18 protein-coding genes are annotated in these 16,792 nt (G+C 69.8%); 9 read left to right on the forward strand and 9 right to left on the reverse strand.

Going from position 1 to position 16,792, the window contains the following annotated elements:
• Positions 1-37 precede the first annotated feature (37 nt).
• Positions 38-502, forward strand: a complete 465-nt coding sequence (locus AC27IY_RS33525) for an Lrp/AsnC family transcriptional regulator (protein ID WP_344207271.1) — start codon at positions 38-40, stop codon at positions 500-502.
• Between the two features lie 86 nt (positions 503-588).
• On the forward strand, positions 589-756 hold the full coding sequence (locus tag AC27IY_RS33530) for a hypothetical protein (RefSeq protein ID WP_487180397.1): 168 nt from the start codon (positions 589-591) through the stop codon (positions 754-756).
• Here the strand turns inward: AC27IY_RS33530 and AC27IY_RS33535 are convergent.
• The 4 genes from AC27IY_RS33535 to AC27IY_RS33550 form a co-directional block, all read right to left on the reverse strand.
• Positions 740-2,044, reverse strand: coding sequence for a M50 family metallopeptidase (locus AC27IY_RS33535; protein ID WP_423478474.1), 1,305 nt, complete (start codon positions 2,042-2,044; stop codon positions 740-742). The two genes, AC27IY_RS33530 and AC27IY_RS33535, sit on opposite strands and share 17 nt — an antisense overlap.
• Positions 2,045-2,100: 56 nt before the next feature.
• Positions 2,101-3,318 (reverse strand): MFS transporter, encoded by a 1,218-nt coding sequence (locus AC27IY_RS33540; protein ID WP_487180398.1) that lies wholly within the window; start codon positions 3,316-3,318, stop codon positions 2,101-2,103.
• A gap of 234 nt (positions 3,319-3,552) precedes the next feature.
• A complete protein-coding gene (locus tag AC27IY_RS33545; protein ID WP_487180399.1) occupies positions 3,553-4,863 on the reverse strand; it encodes a TolB family protein in 1,311 nt (436 codons plus the stop codon).
• Positions 4,860-5,360: a SigE family RNA polymerase sigma factor gene (locus tag AC27IY_RS33550; RefSeq protein WP_364446930.1), complete on the reverse strand. Its 501-nt coding sequence runs from the start codon at positions 5,358-5,360 to the stop codon at positions 4,860-4,862. Before AC27IY_RS33550 ends, AC27IY_RS33545 begins: the two co-directional genes overlap by 4 nt.
• Positions 5,361-5,519: 159 nt before the next feature.
• Between AC27IY_RS33550 and AC27IY_RS33555 the strand changes: the two genes are divergently transcribed.
• Positions 5,520-6,722: an alpha/beta hydrolase family protein gene (locus tag AC27IY_RS33555; protein WP_487180400.1), complete on the forward strand. Its 1,203-nt coding sequence runs from the start codon at positions 5,520-5,522 to the stop codon at positions 6,720-6,722.
• A 690-nt stretch (positions 6,723-7,412) separates the two neighbouring features.
• Here AC27IY_RS33555 and AC27IY_RS33560 read toward each other — a convergent pair.
• The 3 genes from AC27IY_RS33560 to AC27IY_RS33570 form a co-directional block, all read right to left on the reverse strand.
• Complete coding sequence (locus AC27IY_RS33560; RefSeq protein WP_487180401.1) at positions 7,413-7,691, reverse strand: hypothetical protein; 279 nt, start codon at positions 7,689-7,691, stop codon at positions 7,413-7,415.
• 532 nt (positions 7,692-8,223) lie between these two features.
• A complete protein-coding gene (locus AC27IY_RS33565; RefSeq protein WP_371248259.1) occupies positions 8,224-9,090 on the reverse strand; it encodes a GyrI-like domain-containing protein in 867 nt (288 codons plus the stop codon).
• Between the two features lie 61 nt (positions 9,091-9,151).
• On the reverse strand, positions 9,152-10,513 hold the full coding sequence (locus AC27IY_RS33570; RefSeq protein ID WP_487180402.1) for a phytanoyl-CoA dioxygenase family protein: 1,362 nt from the start codon (positions 10,511-10,513) through the stop codon (positions 9,152-9,154).
• A gap of 177 nt (positions 10,514-10,690) precedes the next feature.
• On the opposite strand from AC27IY_RS33570, the gene AC27IY_RS33575 reads away from it, so the two are divergent.
• The 3 genes from AC27IY_RS33575 to AC27IY_RS33585 all read left to right on the forward strand — a co-directional run bounded on the left by AC27IY_RS33575 (position 10,691) and on the right by AC27IY_RS33585 (position 12,230).
• Positions 10,691-11,008: a hypothetical protein gene (locus tag AC27IY_RS33575; protein ID WP_487180403.1), complete on the forward strand. Its 318-nt coding sequence runs from the start codon at positions 10,691-10,693 to the stop codon at positions 11,006-11,008.
• 91 nt (positions 11,009-11,099) lie between these two features.
• Positions 11,100-11,354 (forward strand): hypothetical protein, encoded by a 255-nt coding sequence (locus tag AC27IY_RS33580; RefSeq protein WP_371248256.1) that lies wholly within the window; start codon positions 11,100-11,102, stop codon positions 11,352-11,354.
• 75 nt (positions 11,355-11,429) lie between these two features.
• The gene (locus AC27IY_RS33585; protein ID WP_487180404.1) at positions 11,430-12,230 is read left to right on the forward strand and encodes a hypothetical protein; all 801 of its coding nucleotides are present in this window, start codon (positions 11,430-11,432) and stop codon (positions 12,228-12,230) included.
• Between the two features lie 83 nt (positions 12,231-12,313).
• Here the strand turns inward: AC27IY_RS33585 and AC27IY_RS33590 are convergent, their stop codons facing one another.
• Entirely contained in the window at positions 12,314-12,616 is a 303-nt protein-coding gene (locus AC27IY_RS33590; protein ID WP_487180405.1) for a hypothetical protein, read from the reverse strand.
• 336 nt (positions 12,617-12,952) lie between these two features.
• Positions 12,953-13,621, reverse strand: a complete 669-nt coding sequence (locus AC27IY_RS33595; protein ID WP_344207292.1) for a type 1 glutamine amidotransferase domain-containing protein — start codon at positions 13,619-13,621, stop codon at positions 12,953-12,955.
• 72 nt (positions 13,622-13,693) lie between these two features.
• Here AC27IY_RS33595 and AC27IY_RS33600 point away from each other — a divergent pair, with 72 nt between their 5' ends.
• The 3 genes from AC27IY_RS33600 to AC27IY_RS33610 all read left to right on the forward strand — a co-directional run bounded on the left by AC27IY_RS33600 (position 13,694) and on the right by AC27IY_RS33610 (position 16,788).
• The gene (locus AC27IY_RS33600; RefSeq protein ID WP_364447151.1) at positions 13,694-14,548 is read left to right on the forward strand and encodes a LysR family transcriptional regulator; all 855 of its coding nucleotides are present in this window, start codon (positions 13,694-13,696) and stop codon (positions 14,546-14,548) included.
• Positions 14,549-14,884: 336 nt separating this feature from the next.
• A complete protein-coding gene (locus tag AC27IY_RS33605; protein ID WP_487180406.1) occupies positions 14,885-15,739 on the forward strand; it encodes a WD40 repeat domain-containing protein in 855 nt (284 codons plus the stop codon).
• Between the two features lie 590 nt (positions 15,740-16,329).
• Positions 16,330-16,788 carry a HEAT repeat domain-containing protein gene (locus AC27IY_RS33610; protein ID WP_487180407.1) on the forward strand — a complete coding sequence of 153 codons (459 nt, stop codon included), beginning with the start codon at positions 16,330-16,332 and terminating at the stop codon, positions 16,786-16,788.
• Positions 16,789-16,792: the final 4 nt, after the last annotated feature.

Here is a 16,792-nt window from a genome sequence, read left to right on the forward strand (position 1 = left end):
CGAACGGATGGTCGAAATCCGATGTCATGATGGGTGCGTGGACGAACTTGATGCGGGGATCATCCGCCTTTTGCAGTCAGATGCCCGGCTCTCCAACCGGGAGCTCGCCCGGCAGCTCGGCATCGCCCCGTCGACCTGCCTGGAACGGGTACGGTCACTCGCCCGCCGCGGCGTGATCAAGGGCTACCACGCCGAGATCGACCCCGCCGCCCTGAACCGCGGTGTGCAGGCGATGGTCGCCGTGCAGGTCCGGCCGTTGAGCCGGGCCGTCATCGACACGTTCAAGGCGTCGGCGGCGAAGATGCCCGAGGTGCTCAGCGTCTTCGTGCTGTCCGGCGGCGACGATTTCCTGCTGCATGTGGGCGTGCCCGACCTCGACGCCCTGCACGCGTTCCTCCTCGACCGGCTGAGCAAACGCCGCGAGGTCACCGGCTTCCGGTCATCGGTGATCTTTCAGCAGGTCAGCAACCCGGCGCCGAGTCGCCTGGCTCAGTCCTCCTAGCCCCGGCACCGGGGATCGGCACGCCGGCGAACAGGTCGTCCTCGGGAAGGTCGGCCGCGCTGCGCAGGGAGTTCCTGGCCGCTGCCGTGCGGCACGATGCGGTGATCGGCTTCTCCGGCCCCGGCTTCGCCCGGATGATCGCCGACAGCCCCACCCTCACCGCCCGCCAGGTCTTCGGCCTGCTGGAACCGGCGTTGACCGACTACGCGGTGAGGCCGGTGCAGTGGCACGACCCGGTCAGTTCGTCAGGGTGAGCGGATTGACCAGATCGGCGTAGACCAGCAGACCCGCCATGATCATCATCGCCAGTGCCGCCACATACGTCAGCGGCAACACCTTGGCGACATCGACGTGCTTCGGCTTCGGCCGCCGCATGACCGTGGCGAAGCCCCGCTTGAGGCCCTCCCAGAGCCCGCCCGCGATGTGCCCGCCGTCCAGCGGCAGCAGCGGGATCAGGTTGAACAGGCCGATCGCCAGGTTGAAGCCGGCCAGCAGGTTGACGAAGGTGGCGATCTTCTCCTTGGCGGACAGGTCGGAGGCCAGGATCTCGCCACCCAAACGGCCCGCGCCGACCATCCCCACCGGGCCGTCGGGGTCGCGTACCTCGCCGGAGAAGGCCGCGTGCCAGACGCCGACCATCTTCTCCGGCAGGTTGACGATCGAGCCCGCCACCTTCGCCGTCAGCCCGCCCATGTAGCCGATCACCTGGCCGACGCTCTGCTGCTCCATCACCTCGGTGGGCCGTACGCCGAGGAAGCCGACGTTCCTGTCGGGCTTGTCGGGGTCTTCGAGGTTGGGCCGGTCCTGGGCGATGAGGGTGACGTCGATCGTCATCGGCTCGCCGTCACGTACGATGCCGAGCTTGACCGGGCCGGCGCCGTGGGAGCGGATCAGGCGCTTGGCGTCCTCCCAGGAGCCGATCGTGGCGCCGTCGAAGGAGACCAGATGGTCGCCCGGCCTGAGGCCCGCCTGCGCGGCCGGGGTGGGCTGGTCGCCGGGCCTGCAGGCGGCGCGCTGCTCGGAGGCGGGGATCACGCACGTTTGTGTGGCGGGCGAGACGATCGGAGCCTCGGCGGGCAGGCCGATGCCGACCAGCAGGACGGTGAAGAAGACGAACGCCAGCACGAAGTTCATCAACGGCCCGCCGGACATGATGATGACCTTCTGCCACCATTTCTTGCGGTAGAAGACCCGGTCCTCGTCGCCCGGCCGCACCTCTTCCTGGGCGGCGTCGCGCGCCGACTCGATCAGGCCCTGCCACGGGCCGGTCGCCGTGCTCCTGAGCTTGCCGGGCTCGTCACCGGGGCGCGGCGGCAGCATGCCGATCATGCGGATGTAGCCGCCGAACGGGATCCACTTGACGCCGTACTCGGTCTCGCCTCTGCGCCGGGACCAGGCCGTGGGGCCGAAGCCCACCATGTACTGGGTCACCTTGACGCCGAAGAGCTTGGCCGGGACCAGGTGGCCGACCTCGTGCAGCGCGATGGAGATCATCAACCCGAGCAGGAAGAGGACGATCCCCGCGACGTAGAGCCAGTTCATCTGGGGGCGCTCCTCGGCAGACGACAAGGACAGGACGAAAGGTGCGAAGATCCAAGTTAGTCGAACCGGGCCGCTCCTGTCGGCTGCGGAAGGCCGGCTCGGCGGGATCTGGTGAGTGACCACAGGGATGCCGCCATGAGCAGAGCGGTCAGCCCGCCGCAGATCATGACGGTGGAGACCGAGAAGGCGTCGACGACGCGTCCGCCGAGGAAAGCGCCGAGGGCGAAGGTCGCCTGGAAGGAGGAGGTGAAGACGACCGTGGCGGCTTCGGGCGCGTGAGGAGCGGCGGTGAGGAACGAGGCCTGCGAGCAGACGGGCACGCCTCCGTAGGCCAGGCCCCAGATCACGAGCAGCACCACGGCTCCGATGGCGGTGCCGCCTGCCGAGGGCAGCAGCAGGGTGGTGGCCGCGATCAGGCAGCCGCAGGTCACGAAAGCGGCGCGCAGGCGGGTGCCGGTGGCCTTGCCCGCCAGGAAGTTGCCGGCGATTCCGGCGATGCCGTACGCAAGCAGGACGGCGCTGACGGCCGCGGGAGGCAGGCCGGTGACGTCCTGGAGGAAGGGCGTGACATAGGTGTAGGTGCCGAAGTGGGCCAGGACGATGAGGAAGGTGGCCGACAGGGCGATGCCGGCACCCCGGGTGCGTAGCAGGTCGAGCAGGACGCGAGGGGTGGTGGCCTGGTGGGCGGGCAGCGGCGGCAGCAGCATGAGCAGGGCGGCCAGGACGAGGACGGCCAGCGCGGCCAGGACCAGGAAGGCGGTCCGCCAGCCGGCGAGGTCGCCGATGAGGGTGCCGGCCGGTACGCCGAGCACGGAGCCCAGCGGCACGGCGGAGAAGATCACGGCGGTGGCGGTGCCGACGGCGTGCGGCGGCATCAGGCGGCCGGCCAGCCCGGCCCCGATCGACCAGAAGCCGCCGATGGTGAGGCCGACGAGCACCCTAGAGATCAGCATGACCCCGTAGGAGGTCGCCACCGCCGCCAGCACGTCGGCCACGGCGAGCACCGCCATGAGGGCGCAGAGCATCACGCGACGGTCCAGGCGCGCGGTGGTCAGTGTGACGGTGGGCGCGGCGACCGCGGCGACGATGCCGGGCAGGGCCATGGTCAGCCCTGTGGTGCCGTCGGAGATGCCGAAGTCGGCGCCGATGGCGGTCAGCAGGCCGATGGGCAGGATCTCGCTGGTGACGATGGCGAAGATGCCCAGCATGAGCGCGGTGACGGCGAGCCAGTTGATGAGGGGCGGGCGGGGTCGTACGAGCGTGGTGGTGGACATGGTTCCCGTTCAGGCAGGTGCGGGTGGCGGACAGGGACCACAGCCAAGCAGTGCAGAAGCAGGAGGTGCTGGCACGTTTCGGACGTAACCGTCGCCATGACTCGCGCACCGTCAGCGCCCGTGCGGTCGTCGGGGCTGCAAGGGCCGTGAGCACCCGAGTACAGCTTCGAGCCCGCCGCCCCGGCGCAGGCGCGGCCGGTCCTGTGACGGACGCGGCCGCGGCTCAGCGCAGGCCTACGGGATCGCGGCCAGGTCCAAGACGTACATCTCGTCCTTGATCGGGTAGGTCATCAGCCGGTCGAGGCCGCCGTCGGGGATCGCCATGCGTCCTTGCGCGTCCGGCCGTACGCCGAGGTCGGCGGACCTACCGGTGTCGGCGTCGTAGAGCGTCAAGATGCCCTGATGCCCCGGCCCCCGCAACGTGACCTTGAAGAAGCGCTCCAGGCCGGCGTCGTCGCCTTCCTGGAAGGTCATCGGCAGGTCGCGCTCATGGGAGCCGTCACGGTCGCGGACGAACCATCGCAGGGTGGTCCGGTTCCGTACGGTGTCCGGGCAGCGGCGGGTGCCGCACTTGATCTCCTTGCCGGAGCGGTCGCGGGGACGCTCGACCTTGACGGTCTTGTAGCGCACGGCCACGCCCGCGCACCGTTCGAGGCCGCACCTGACCTCCTCATCGGCCTTGATCACGGCGTCGCGCCGCTCACCGGTCTCGACGTTGAGCAGCTCGCGGAAGGTCGACTTCCCGTGGTGAACGCCCACCCACGGCCACTGCAGGATGTGGTGCCGCTCGGCGCCCTTCACCGGCTGCGGCGAGCCGCCGCTCAGCGGCACCCGGTAGACCCCTCCCTTCTCGTAGGCGAAGACCACGTCCGAACCCGTCACGGCCAGCCCGTTGATGTGCCCCTGCTTCATGACGTTCCCGAGGGGGACGTCGGTCACCGGCCGGGGCCGGCCGCCGGCGGCCGGTACCGTCCAGATCCGGGCGACGCGCGGGCTGCCCGCCTCCTTGTAGGACGCCCACCAGACGATGTTGCCGCCACCGGCGGCGACGCCGTCGGCGAAGATCGCCGATCCCTTCGTCGGGGGGATCTCGGCGATCTTCCTGGGCCGGCCGGTGCCCAGGTCGTAGCTCCACAGGAACTGACGCTTTCCGTCGTTCACGCCCGTCATGACCAGGAGCGTGCGATCGTCGAGGAGCAGCTGCGGGTAGTACGTGCGGCCGTCGGGCAGCCTGGCCGGGATCTTGTGTACGGCCTGCGGCCAGACCTTCTCGACGCGTGGCGGAATCTTGTCCGCCGGCGGCTCGGCCTCGCCGGTCGCGCTGACCGCCGGCTGCGGCTCGGCCGACGCGCCCAAGCCGCTCACCGCCGTGCCCACTCCACCTGCCACCAGGACCACGGCCGTGGCCGCGTACACGGCGGCGGTCCGGGCCCGCCGCCGGCGGTGGCGCGTCTTGACGGTCGCGAGCAGCCCGGCCGGCGCCTGCGGCGCGCGCTGCGCAGCACCGGCAAAGACGTGGCTCAGCTTGTCTTCAAGCTCGGTCATCGCATGCTCCTGTCGATCGCCGGTGCGGAGGAGAGGGAGGAACGCAGCTTGTCCAGGCCCCGGAAGGCCTGGCTGCGCACGGTTCCTGAGGAGATGCCGAGCACCTTGGCGATCTCGGCGTCGCTGAGCTGTTCGTAGTAGCGCAGCACCAGCACGGCACGCTGTCGGCGGGGCAGCGCGGCGAGCTCTTCCCAGAGACCCTGGTCCTCCTCGGGCGGGAAGACCTCGTGGTGAATGCGGTCCGGCGGCTCTCCGGCGAGGTGTTCACGCCTGCGCCGCCGCCAGACGCTGATGTGCAGGCGCGCCATCGTGGTACGGACGTAGCTGTGCGGGCTGTCCTTGCGTCTCACTCTCGACCAGGCGCCGCACAGCCGTACCAGAGCCTCCTGGACCAGGTCGGCGGCGTCATGGGGGTTTCCCGTCAGGACGTATCCGTAGCGGAGCAGCGCGTCCGTCTGCTCGGCCACGAAGTCGTCGAAGCCGGCTTCGTCATCCACTTGTCGTAGTCCCTTCGGCAGTCACGTCCCAGACGGCCGAAGGGACGAAGATGTTGCATCGCTCGGTCTATGCCTTTTCGGGCACCTGACGAAAGTAGGGGCGCGGGCCGGTCTTTCGGGCATGTCAGGCAGGGTGCCGTCATTCCTACAGTGCTGCACATGATCAGAACTCGACGCACCCCCGCAGCCCTCCTCCTCGCTCTGGCGCTGGCCCTGCCGGCGTCGCCCGCCGTCGCCTCCACCGCGACCTCCACCACGGCAACCTCCGCCACGGCCCCCTCCGACGTGCGCTTCGCGATCCCGCACCCCACAGGCCGGTACGCGGTCGGGCGCGACACCCTGCACCTCGTCGACGCCGGCCGCCGCGACCCCTGGGTGCCCACGGCCGCGCGCGAGCTGATGGTGTCGATGTACTATCCGGCTCGCGCCGGCGGGAGCGCCGCCCCGTACATGACCGTCGACGAAGCTCGCGCCCTCCTCCAAGGACAGAGACTCGACACCGTCTTCAAGGCCGAACAGCTCGCCGGCACCGTCACGAACGCCCGCCTCGGCGCCCGCCCCGCCGGCGGCAGGCACCCCCTGGTGGTGCTCTCCCCGGGATTCACCCTGAACCGCGCCACCCTGACCACGCTCGCCGAAGAACTCGCCTCCAAGGGGTACGTCGTCGCCCTCGTGGACCACGCCTACGAGTCGTTCGCGACCACGTTCCCCGGCGGCCGGACCCTGACGTGCGTCGCCTGCGAGGCGGTGGAGAGCGCCCCTTCCGACGAGGCGGAGAAGGAGCTGATGGCCAAGGCGGCGCTGAACCGGGCCGCTGATCTGTCCTTCGTCATCGACCGGCTGACGCGCTCCGCGCGGTCCGCACCCGTCTGGAAGCACTGGCAGACGATCGACCCGCGCCGCGTCGGCGCCGCCGGCCACTCGCTCGGCGGCAACGCCGCGGCGAGCGTCATGGCCACCGACCGGCGGGTCCGCGCCGGGGTGAACCTGGACGGCTCGTTCTTCGCCCCGGTCCCGGCCGCCGGCCTCGGCGGGAGGCCGTTCCTCATGCTCGGCACCGAGGCCCAGCACGCGCCCGGCGCCGCCGACGCCACCTGGTCGCGGGACTGGTCACACCTGGACGGCTGGAAGCGCTGGCTGACCGTGGCCGGCTCCGGCCACTTCACCTTCATCGACCTGCCCATCCTGGGCGGGCAGGCCGGGATCACCGACCCTGCCGCGCCGCTGTCGGGCAAGCGGTCGGGTGAGATCACCACGGGGTACGTGGGCGCCTTCTTCGACCAGCACCTCAACGGCGAGCAGCAGCCCCTCCTGGACGGCCCGTCCGCCGCCGACCCGGAAGTGTCCTTCCAGAACCCGTGAGGCCCAGCGCGTCCGGGGGCTGTACGCGGCCCCTCAGGCCAGCAGCGACGCGCCCGCCGCCCCCGTGAGGACGGCGAGGATCAGGAACCAGCCGCTGCGCCTCCCACAGCACCCACTCCTCATCCTCCGATCCGGCCTCGTGACCCAGGTGCGCGAGCAGGTCGCCGCGGTAGACGTCGAAGGTGACCTTGACCTGCTCGCCGTACAGGCGGGCCGGGCCGAGCGCGCACGCGTAGCTGAGCAGCGCGACGGCCGCGCCTCCGGTGTGGCACAGCAGGAACAGCCCGGCCGGCGCGCCAGTGGCGAGCAGGAACAGGCCCGAGGCCGTGGAGAAGAAGCCGGCCAGGAAGGAGATCGTGAGGAAGAACTCCAGGTCGGCGCGTACGGCGGCGAGCGTGGCCCGGTGGTCGGCGGGTCCAGTCGCCCTCGTACCAGCGCAGCAGCAGCGTGCTCATGCCGGACAGCCAGGTCGCGACCAGCACCACGGCCGCCAGGAAGGCGATCGAGTACAAGGCCGTGAGCCGCGCGTCCTGCCGGCTCCACGCGGCGAGCCCCGCCTGCGGCCCGGCCGTCGAGCCGACCACGACCGCGCCGCACAGCCCGACGAGTACGAGCGCCGGCAGCAGGGCGTTGAGCAGGAAGCGGCGTTCGAACAGTCCCGTCGTCTCCTTGAGCGCGGCGCCGAGCACCTCAGACCCCGATCCGCAGCGTGTGCACGCTCACGTCGCGATTGACGCACTCGGGCGGCCGCCGCCGGTTGAACGAGGGCAGCTCGTTGACCCGCCCGCAACCGGGGTGCGCGCACACCACGTGAGCGAGGCCCGTCCTCGGCCGCCCCAGCCCGCTGTCGGCGCCGCCGTCGTGCGGAGTCATGACGCTGGACGGCGGCGTGTACGACTCCGACGCGAAGTACGCCCCGACCACCTCGACCGGCAGCACCGCGGCCACCTCCTCGCGGTCGAGCAGCACCAGGGCGCGCCCCCACGTCGAGCAGCGTCACCGCCGGGGACGCCCCGTACTCGGCGAACGTCGCCTCGGCGTCGGCCACGATCGCCGGCGGCAGCGACGCCACGGGCGGCGCCGAGCCGCGTGTCGTCGTCGAGTCCCGCGAGGTCGGCCTCGGTGACCGTCGACGTCACCTGCCCGGAGGCGTCCCTGACGACCCCGATCAGCCCGCCGGTCAGCGCGGCCCGCGCCTCGGCCGCCATTCCCGAAAGGGCAACTGACACTTATGCGCAGATAATCCTTTTGGCCCAGAAATAACAACCGGCGCCAGCGTGCCCGCGTCATGCTCCCGATGCGTTGCTACCAAACCGGGGGCACCGGCATCGGAGGGCTACAGTGCGATGGCCGCCGCTATTCCTTCGGCGTGCCATCGCTGTTGGAGTGAACACAGAGCCTTCCCTTCGGTCCAGCCGTACCAGCGTCTCGATGTGACAAGACGTTGCGGTCGGTGTGAAAGGTCAGCCCCGACGTCCACCCCGGGGGTAGGTCGCTGTGTTCAGCGGTGCTCGGGCTCCACCGGAAGCCACAGTTCGGCGTCGGCCTCGGTCTTCTCCGGCGACAGCTGGACACGGAGGATCTCGGGGCCGGAGCGGGTGCGGTACGGGTTCGACGGGAACCACTCGGTGAACACGTCCCGCCACAGCTCCTGGATGGCCCGTGGCGCGGGCCCGGAGGTGGTGAAGACCGCCCAGGCGCCGGCCGGGACGGCCAGCGTGGTCGTGCCTTCCGGAGCGGCGGCGGAGGTGATCACGCCGTGATGGTAGTCGAGCTCGTTACCCTCGGCGCGGCTGGGTTCCAAGTCGTCGCATACCGCGACGATGCCGTACGGTTCCTGATCCGACAGCTTTTCCAGGCGTTCCAGAGCCTGTGGATCGATTCCACGGACAAAGTCGATGATCGCCTGGTTCGGGCCCGCGTGCACCAGCGGTACCCGGGCCTTGAACCCGACGACGGTGAAGTCCGCCCTGTCCACGACGCGGTACCGCATGCTGCTGCTCCCTTCGATGGTGAGGCGGAAGGCCATTCGGGACTGGGAGGTGAGCGCGGCGCCGGTACGCCGGGCCTCGCCTGGTCCGATGCCGTGCATGGCACGAAACGCCCGCGCAAACGCCTCACCGGAGCCGTAGCCGTAGCGCACCGCGATATCCAGCAGCGTTTCACGCCCCGCGAGTACTTCGGCGCCCGCCAGCGTGAGCCGGCGGCGCCGGACGTACTCCGCGAGCGGCATGCCCGCCAGCGCGGAGAACATCCGGCGCAGGTGCTGCTCCGAGGTGGCCGCGATGCGTGCCAACTCCGCCACGTCGACGGCCTGGTCGAGATGGCCCTCGATGTGCTCCATGGCCTGGTTCAGCCGCTCCAGCATGCGTGCCCTCCGTCCGCAGCCTCTTCAAGGCCGCCTTGCCGACGATAGTCGGCAAGCACCTCTATCCAGCGCCGCCCCCGTCCCATCCCAGCCCCTGGCGGATCGCAATCTCCACCGGTGAGTACGCGCCGTCGGCCCGATCCAGTTCGTACGGCGCGGCCGGCAGGAGCGGCGGCTGGGCCATGAAGCGCGGCCGTACCCCATGGTGCGACTGCGCAGCGTGCACCAGGAACGGATGGCACAGGAAAACGTCGCCCGGGGACCCGGTGGCGAGGGCGAGCGGCCGGTGGTCGGACGCCGCCACCAGATCGGGTGCGAGGGTCAGCCCGCTCGCCCCGTCCTCCCCGTACTTCTCCAGCACCTTCGGCACATCGAGGTGTGAGCCGACCCGGATCCGGGTCGGGGCGTCCGCCTCACCGACTTCGCTGAACAGGAACAGCATCAACAGCGCCCGCCCCTGGGAGCGCAAATTCGTGAAGTACCAGCTCTCGCCCTCCGGCAGATAGCTCCCTTCGATGTGCCAGCCCGCGTCGTTCGGCTCCTCCTCGTGGGGGAAGCGCAGTGGGAACGTGCCCAGTGAGTAGCGCGGCTCCCAGCGTCCCGCGCCGACGAGCAGGTCGTACGCATGATGCAGAGCCGGGGAATTGGGTGCGGCCGCGAACGGTCCCTGCGCCATACCGGCCACCCAGTGCACGGGCTGCGTCCACGTCGACGGGTCGTCCGGGTCGCAGCCCGTCTCCCGCCACAGCAGCCGCGCACAGTCGGCGGCCACGCGCGGCGCGACGGCACCCTCCAATTTCACGAAGCCGTCGCGGAGGAAATGGGAGATCAAGGTCGTGTCATCCATGCCCCCATCGTGCGACGACACCGGCCCGGATCGCCCGACATTCTCGCTACCGCTTTTGTCGGGTATGCGGATGGGCGTACGGTCTCCGGTCGCCGCTCCCGCACCATCGCGGCCGGCGAACCCCTTTTCCGCGCCGCGCAAAGCAGCGGAGAAGTACGCGACGACGTCTCTCGGACAGATCCTCGACGGTCTGCGTACGCATCCGCACACCACGGGCGGATCGCCGACCGCCGGTCCCGTCTCCCCGTAAGACCCCGCGCCTACCTGAGCCACCGCAGGATCCGCTGCACCATTCCCGACAAGGCCGACCAAACGCTGCCGTCGGAAGCGGGACACGATCTTGAGGGTCAGGCCGAGGCGGTCGCGCGCCCAGTCCGCCAGCGGGCCCCCGTGGGCGCCGCCGATCGGCCGGGCAACCATCAAGGCCGGCAGCGAGCCGCCGTCGATCCTGAGGAGCCACGCCGGATTCCGGACGGGTGCGGCTCCTTCTAAGATGATGCGCACGATGACCAAGCCGAACCCCGACAGGGAAACGCTGAGGGTACCCAGCCGGCACGGCCCCGCGTTGCCCGGCATCGCCGTCTGATCGACCAGCTCATCGCCGCGGGCCGTGTCCGGTGGACGGCCGATCCCGGTGATCGCAGCCGGATTCCCATCGAACTCACTTAAGACGGCTCGGCCGAGTCACCGGCGCCTACGCGGCGTTGATCGCAATGCATGACGCGAAGCACACCATCGAAAGGACGATCGCAGTTGGGCGCGGAAGAGGATTTCAAGCAGGTCGGCGCCGAGCTGGCCGACCTGGGTGTGCAGCCGTCCAGAATGATGGGGCGTCCCGCGCTCAAAGACCAGGCGGGGAAGGTGTTCGCGAGTTTGCAGCGCGACGGCGCGATGGTGTTCAGGCTGGTCAGGGACACGCTCGAACACGTGGCCGCGCTCCAGTTGCCCGGGGCGTCCCTGTTCGACCCCACGGGGAAGGGCCGGGAGGTGAAGGACTGGGTGGTCGTGCCGCACTCCTCGGTCGATGCATGGACGGACCTGGCCGAGGTGGCACTCAGCCGCCCACGCTGACCATCTGGCCACACAGGCGGGCACAATTTGCTTTGATCATTTCCCGGCCGCCGCTATCGGATCTTGACCTCAGCGTGAGAAGCTCACGACTATGGCCGGACAGGACAACCCCCAGCAGGCGCCCCCCGAGGACTCGGAGGAGGCGGCAGCACTGCGCTACACGGTGGCCGCGCTACGCCTGCTGGGATCGTTGGGCATCGGTGGAGGTTTTGCCGGAGCAGTGATCGAGCTGCTCTGGCATCCGGACTTCCCTTCGCTTCCCTGGCTCGCCGTCTTCCTGGTCGCTGTCTTGGCCGGTGTCGGCCTGCGGATCGAGGCAGCTGTGCAGGACCGTTCATCGCGCTGAGCGCGGTCCGATCTTTCGATGGGTCGCATCTGTTCCGTGTTTCGGGCGTGATCCGATCGCGACAGCATCAAGCCCATGAGAAAGATGCTCGCAACTTTGATGGCCTGTGCCGCTCTGCTTGCTGGCGCCGCTCCCGCGCAAGCAGTAGTCACCAAGGATCCCGTCCAGGCGCTGAAAGCCATCCTGGTGCCCGGCCACGGTATGCACTTCACCGAGACGACCACCCTCTTAGAGGGCACTGACGAACGGTCAGAACGCCGGCGCAAGGGAATCTTCGAGTTCGACGCCAAGGGTGGTGTCAAGTCCTTGGACGTCACCACCACGGGGGGTGAGTACGGTCGCGAACGTGTCATCGGTTTCAACCACGACATCGGCGGCACCGGCTACCAGTCCGGCGGTCTTGTAGGGAAGTGGCTGAAGAAGGGCAAGACCTGGTGGAAGGACTCCCACCAGTTGTACCTCCGGCACACCGAGTTGCTCGACTACGACGAGCAACTCGTCAATCCGGCAGAGCCCGCGACCCTGGCCGCCCTGTTGAGGAACGGGCAGCGGAGCGGGGACACCGTCACCGGCGCGATCACCTTCAAGGAGCTCGAGCGGGCCTCCCGCTGGGCGGAGCACTCGACCCATGCCGGCTGGGATCCGGACACGAGGCTCACCTACACCGTCACGCTGACCTCCTCGGGTTTGGTCAGCAGGGTGCAGAGCATGTTCACGTTCTCCGACGGCCTCGACGAACTGGTGGGCAAGACCGTGCACGTCGACACCCGCTACAGCCGGTGGGGTGGCAAAGTATCGATCAAGGCGCCAGACCCTCGCAAGACGACCACCGAGCTGTGCATCGAAGGTTTCTGCAATTGGCGCCTTCCGGGCTGACACCGACCGTCGCCTCGAACCCGTCGCACTGGGGACGAGTGGGTGACGATGGGTCGGGTCGCCGTCACCCGGGCGTCGGGATGCTACGCGGGCGGCTGATGGACGGTGACCACGTGGGTGGTCCTCGTCGGCTCGACGGCCGAGCCGCCGACCAACGTGACGTTGTACGTGTGTTCGCCGGCCGTGGTGGGCGTGTCGGAGAAGCTGAACGACCCGTCGGCGGCGGGCGACAACTTCATCAGGCCCTTCATGGTGACGGTGCCGTCCGGGCTGACGACCTTGCGCGTGACGGTGATGACCGTCGGCGGGAAGGTGATGCCGTCGGCGCCGAAGGTGCCGCTGAATTCGAGCCGTTCGCCGACGTCGCCCGTCGCCGGTCCGGTCACGGTGAGCGTGGGTTAGTACCGGGCCACCGTGACGGTCACAGCTCCAGTGAGGTGAGGAGGCGGCATGTTCAGGATCCTGAGGCGGCGCTGGCCGAGCTGAAGGAGCTCGGCCAGGCGCCGCTCACGCCACCCACGCTGAGCTGCTGCGGGACCTGGGTCGCCGTGAGGAAGCGCGGCGGGCCGATGAGCGGGCGCTAGCCAGCCCTGACCGCCAACCCGGCCCGGCAGGCCCCATTGGCCGAACGGCTGGAATGGACCTGGCCCATGGCTTACTCCTCGATGCTCTGGGCCCGCGCCCTTGGCGCGCAATCACCATCCCGGAGGCGATTGCCCGCTTCAGGCCCGCTGTTCGGTGAGCAGCTCGACCACCCGCTCGGCCAGGGGGGCGGCGCTGGCCGGGTTCTGGCCGGTGGCGAGGCGGCCGTCCACCACGACCTGCGCCTGCCAGTTCTCGCCGGGCTCGTGCCGCGCACCGCGCGTAGTCAGCGCGTCGGCCAGCAGGAACGGCACGACGCCCGCCACGCCGCGCAACTCCTCCTCGGCGTTGGTGAAGGCCGCCACCCGCTTGCCCGCCACCAGGTACGACCCGTCGGACAGCGTCAGGTTCACCAGCGCCGAGGGGCCGTGGCAGACGGCCGCCACGACGCCGCCCCGCTCGTACACCTCGCGCCCGATCCGCCGCACGTCGGGGTCATCGGGGAAGTCCCACATGGTGCCGTGGCCGCCGGCGTACAGGACGGCGTCGTAGCGGGAGGCGTCCACGTCGGCCAGGCGGGCAGTGTCGCGCTGCTCGGGCGAGGCGACGAACGCGGCCTGGGCGGGGTCGCCGGGGTCGTAGCCGTCCTGGGGCGGCTCGCCGCCCTTGACGCTGGCCACGTCCACGTCGAAGCCGGCCTTGCGGAAGATCTCCCACGGGTGGGCGGCCTCGGGCACGTAGTAACCGGTCTTCTCCACGCCGCCGAGGTCGTCATTGCTGGTCAGGGCGATGAGTACACGCTTCGTCATGCGTTCAGGATGCCTCCGCCGAGCCATCAGCAACAAATAACGATCGCGGCCCCAAGCCATCAGAATAGTGATATGTCGCCACTATCGCTCGACCTGCTGCGCACCTTCCTCGCCGTCTACAGGACCGGCTCCATAACCGCCGCCGCCCAGACGCTCGGCTTGTCGCAGCCGGCGGTGACCGCGCAGGTCAAGACGCTGGAGGCGACGCTGGACCGGCCGCTGTTCGACCGGCTGGCGCGCGGGGTCGCACCCACGCCCGCCGCAGACGAGCTGGCCCGCCGGGTCGCGCCGGGCCTCGACGCGCTGGACGAGGTGGTGGCCTCGGAGCTGCCCTCGGACGAGGCCGTGCACCTGGGCGGGCCCGCCGAATTCCTGAGCGAGGTGGTCATGCCGATGCTGGCCCCGCTCGTCCGGGACGGGCTGCGGCTGCGCGTCACCCTGGGCCTGTCGGACGACCTGCTGGCCGGATTGGCGGCCGGGCGGCTGGACCTCGTGTTGTCCACGATCAGGCCCCGGCTGCGCGGCGTGCAGTCCGACCCGGTGTACGACGAGGAGTTCCTGCTGGTCGCCGCGCCCGGCGCCGGGCCGGCGGAGCCGCTGGTCGCCTACGCCGAGGACCTGCCCATCGTGCGCCGCTACTGGCGCAGCGTCTTCGGCCGCCGCCCGTCGATGGCGGCGCAGGTCGTCATGCCCGACCTGCGGGGCGTGCTGAGCGCGGTACGGGCGGGGATGGGCGTGTCGGTGCTGCCTGCGTACCTGTGCCGGCGGGACCTGGAGGCGGGCACGCTCGTGACGCTCGCTGAGCCGGAGGAGCCGCCGATCAACACCGGCTACCTCGCGGTCCGCTCCGGCGCGCGCACCCGGCCGGCCGTGGGCCGCGTGCGCGACCACCTGGTACGGGAGCTGCGCGCCGTGCGATCGTTCTGAAGCGGTTGACATAAGCGGGTCACCGGAAGCCCGACCGGCGGAAACACACACGATCGCGTAATCGCGCTGGATTCATTCCGCTCTGTTCACTGCGGAACCGCGACGTTTTGGCGCTCGTGTGTGCGGATGTTCACTGCCTGGTAGAAGACGCATGCACAAGAAGATCTTGGATGGTAGCTTCGCGTGATGCGTGCGCCGTTAGCCATGTTGAGCAGTGAAGTGCCCTCCTCGTCCCGGATCATGGACTTCACGTTGGTCGAGACCGCGGCTGGGCCGCTCGTGGTCTGCGCCGACTCGAGGTATGGAGGAGTGTGGACGTGGGATCCCCTCCGAGACGTGTGGCAGGAGCGGCCGCTGGCCTTCGCCTGCGCGGGGGACCCGCTGACCGCCCAGTATCCCCATGCTGACAACGACATCCATGCGGTAGCCGCGGTCATGTCCGGAGGCAGGGTGGTCCTGGCGGCGGGAGGCGATGAACAGGGGTTTGCCTTCTGGGATTTGGACAGCGGCGAACTGATCCGGGGCGCACGTTTCGACGATCCCTACCTTGCGGCCATCACCGAGGTGCGGGGTGAGGGGCCGCCGTTGTTCGTGACCGCGACGCAGTACGCGGAGGAGATCTTGGTGTGGGGGCCGTCCGCGGAGGCGCCGCTGGAACTGGTCAACGAGGTTGGCCGCATCGCCTGCCTCACGGCCTCACACAGCCTTGGCTCCTCGCTGGCGGCGGCGGGCGGGATGGACGAAGGAGTGGCTGTGTGGGATCTGACAGCGGGCGAGGAAGTGAGGATGTTCGACACCGACGAGAAACGTGTACTGGCCGTCTCATTGACGAGGCTGACGGGTGACCCCATCCTGGTGGCGGGTGTTGAGGACGAGATCCAGGTGTGGGGCCTGACCGACGAGCACGGGGATGACCCCATCCGCGATCCGCTGACTGGCCACGAGGACGCCGTCGAAGCCATGGATACGGCGGTGGTCGGTGAGCGTGCCCTGGCGGTGAGCGGGGGCGCCGACGCGACGGTGCGCCTCTGGGACCTGACGACCGGCACGCAGCTCGGCGATCCGCTGATCGGCCACAAGGGGAGAGTCGACACGGTTCGGACCGCCATCCTCAAAGGGCGCCACGTCGCCCTGAGCGCGGGCCGGGACGGCAGAATCAACATCTGGGACCTGGAAGCCTTGGCGCAGTAGAGGAACTCCAGGCGGCCCGGGGAGCGGATGCTGGCCGTCGAGTCCAGGCCGGTGGCCAGATCGTCGAGGGCGACATCCCGTAATGCCCGCCCAGCTTCCAGCTGCGCCAGTGGCTGGCCGTCGTGCTTGGCGAGCCAGAGCCCCCGGGCGTGCCGGCCAGCGCCTTGAGGCGGCTACTGCGGCCACTCACGGTGGCGTTGGAGGGCGGAGGCGAGTATTCCCGAGGCGGGGGAAGTGCCCCTCATCGTGAAGTGAAAGCGGAGGTTGGCTTCATTCAACGATCGTTATCTGAAGAGCACGCCTTGCTAGCCGCTCAGCGGTGTCTCGCTTGACCTTGACACTGTGACAAGGTCTTCACTGGCCTCAAGGAGGTGGTCCCGATGGCCATGGCGAAACAGGACACAGATGCGTTCCCGGCGTTGCAGGGGCTGGAGGCCGGCGACTCGTCAGTACGGCTGCGGGCGGCGCTGGCCCTCGGCACGAGCCCTGACCCGCGTTTCATCGACAAGCTCATCGAACGCTGCGCGGTCGAGCCCGCGTTCCCGGTGCGTGACATGCTGACGTGGGCGCTCACACGCCACCCGGCGTCGATGACGGTCCCGGCGCTGGTCGAGGAGGTCCGCTCGGAGCACGCGCAGGCACGAAGCCAGGCGTTGCACACGCTGTCCAAGATCGGGGATCGGCGCGCGTGGCCGGCGATCACGCGGGCGCTGCTGTGCGACGCCGACGACGAGGTGGCGCGGAGCGCTTGGCGGACGGCGGTCGTGCTCGTGCCCGACGATGAAGTGCCCGAGCTGGTCGCGGTGCTGGCGACGCAGCTCGGGCGGGGCGGGCGTGAGATGTGGCTGAGCCTCAGCAGGGCGCTGGTCGCGCTCGGTGAGGTGATCGAGCCGACGCTGCGCGCCGCGATGACGGACCCCGACCCACGGGTACGCGCACACGCGATCGCCACGGAGAAGCTGTTGCGCGACCCGGACGCCGGGATGGCGTACGCGATCGAGGAGGCCAAGCGTGTGGTGGCACTCGGAGGCACCGGCGAGGGGGAATGACGGG

It is taken from the genome of Nonomuraea sp. B208, assembly GCF_057536035.1.

Bases quoted from the DNA above. Each gene is read 5' to 3' on its own strand.
- AC27IY_RS33545 (WP_487180399.1), bottom strand. From the start codon at position 4,863: ATGACCGAGCTTGAAGACAAGCTGAGCCACGTCTTTGCCGGTGCTGCG.
- AC27IY_RS33595 (WP_344207292.1), bottom strand. From the start codon at position 13,621: ATGACGAAGCGTGTACTCATCGCCCTGACCAGCAATGACGACCTCGGC.
- AC27IY_RS33540 (WP_487180398.1), bottom strand. From the start codon at position 3,318: ATGTCCACCACCACGCTCGTACGACCCCGCCCGCCCCTCATCAACTGG.
- AC27IY_RS33565 (WP_371248259.1), bottom strand. From the start codon at position 9,090: ATGCTGGAGCGGCTGAACCAGGCCATGGAGCACATCGAGGGCCATCTC.
- AC27IY_RS33600 (WP_364447151.1), top strand. From the start codon at position 13,694: ATGTCGCCACTATCGCTCGACCTGCTGCGCACCTTCCTCGCCGTCTAC.
- AC27IY_RS33580 (WP_371248256.1), top strand. From the start codon at position 11,100: ATGGCCGGACAGGACAACCCCCAGCAGGCGCCCCCCGAGGACTCGGAG.
- AC27IY_RS33570 (WP_487180402.1), bottom strand. From the start codon at position 10,513: ATGCCGGGCAACGCGGGGCCGTGCCGGCTGGGTACCCTCAGCGTTTCC.
- AC27IY_RS33555 (WP_487180400.1), top strand. From the start codon at position 5,520: ATGATCAGAACTCGACGCACCCCCGCAGCCCTCCTCCTCGCTCTGGCG.
- AC27IY_RS33585 (WP_487180404.1), top strand. From the start codon at position 11,430: ATGAGAAAGATGCTCGCAACTTTGATGGCCTGTGCCGCTCTGCTTGCT.
- AC27IY_RS33535 (WP_423478474.1), bottom strand. From the start codon at position 2,044: ATGAACTGGCTCTACGTCGCGGGGATCGTCCTCTTCCTGCTCGGGTTG.
- AC27IY_RS33610 (WP_487180407.1), top strand. From the start codon at position 16,330: ATGACGGTCCCGGCGCTGGTCGAGGAGGTCCGCTCGGAGCACGCGCAG.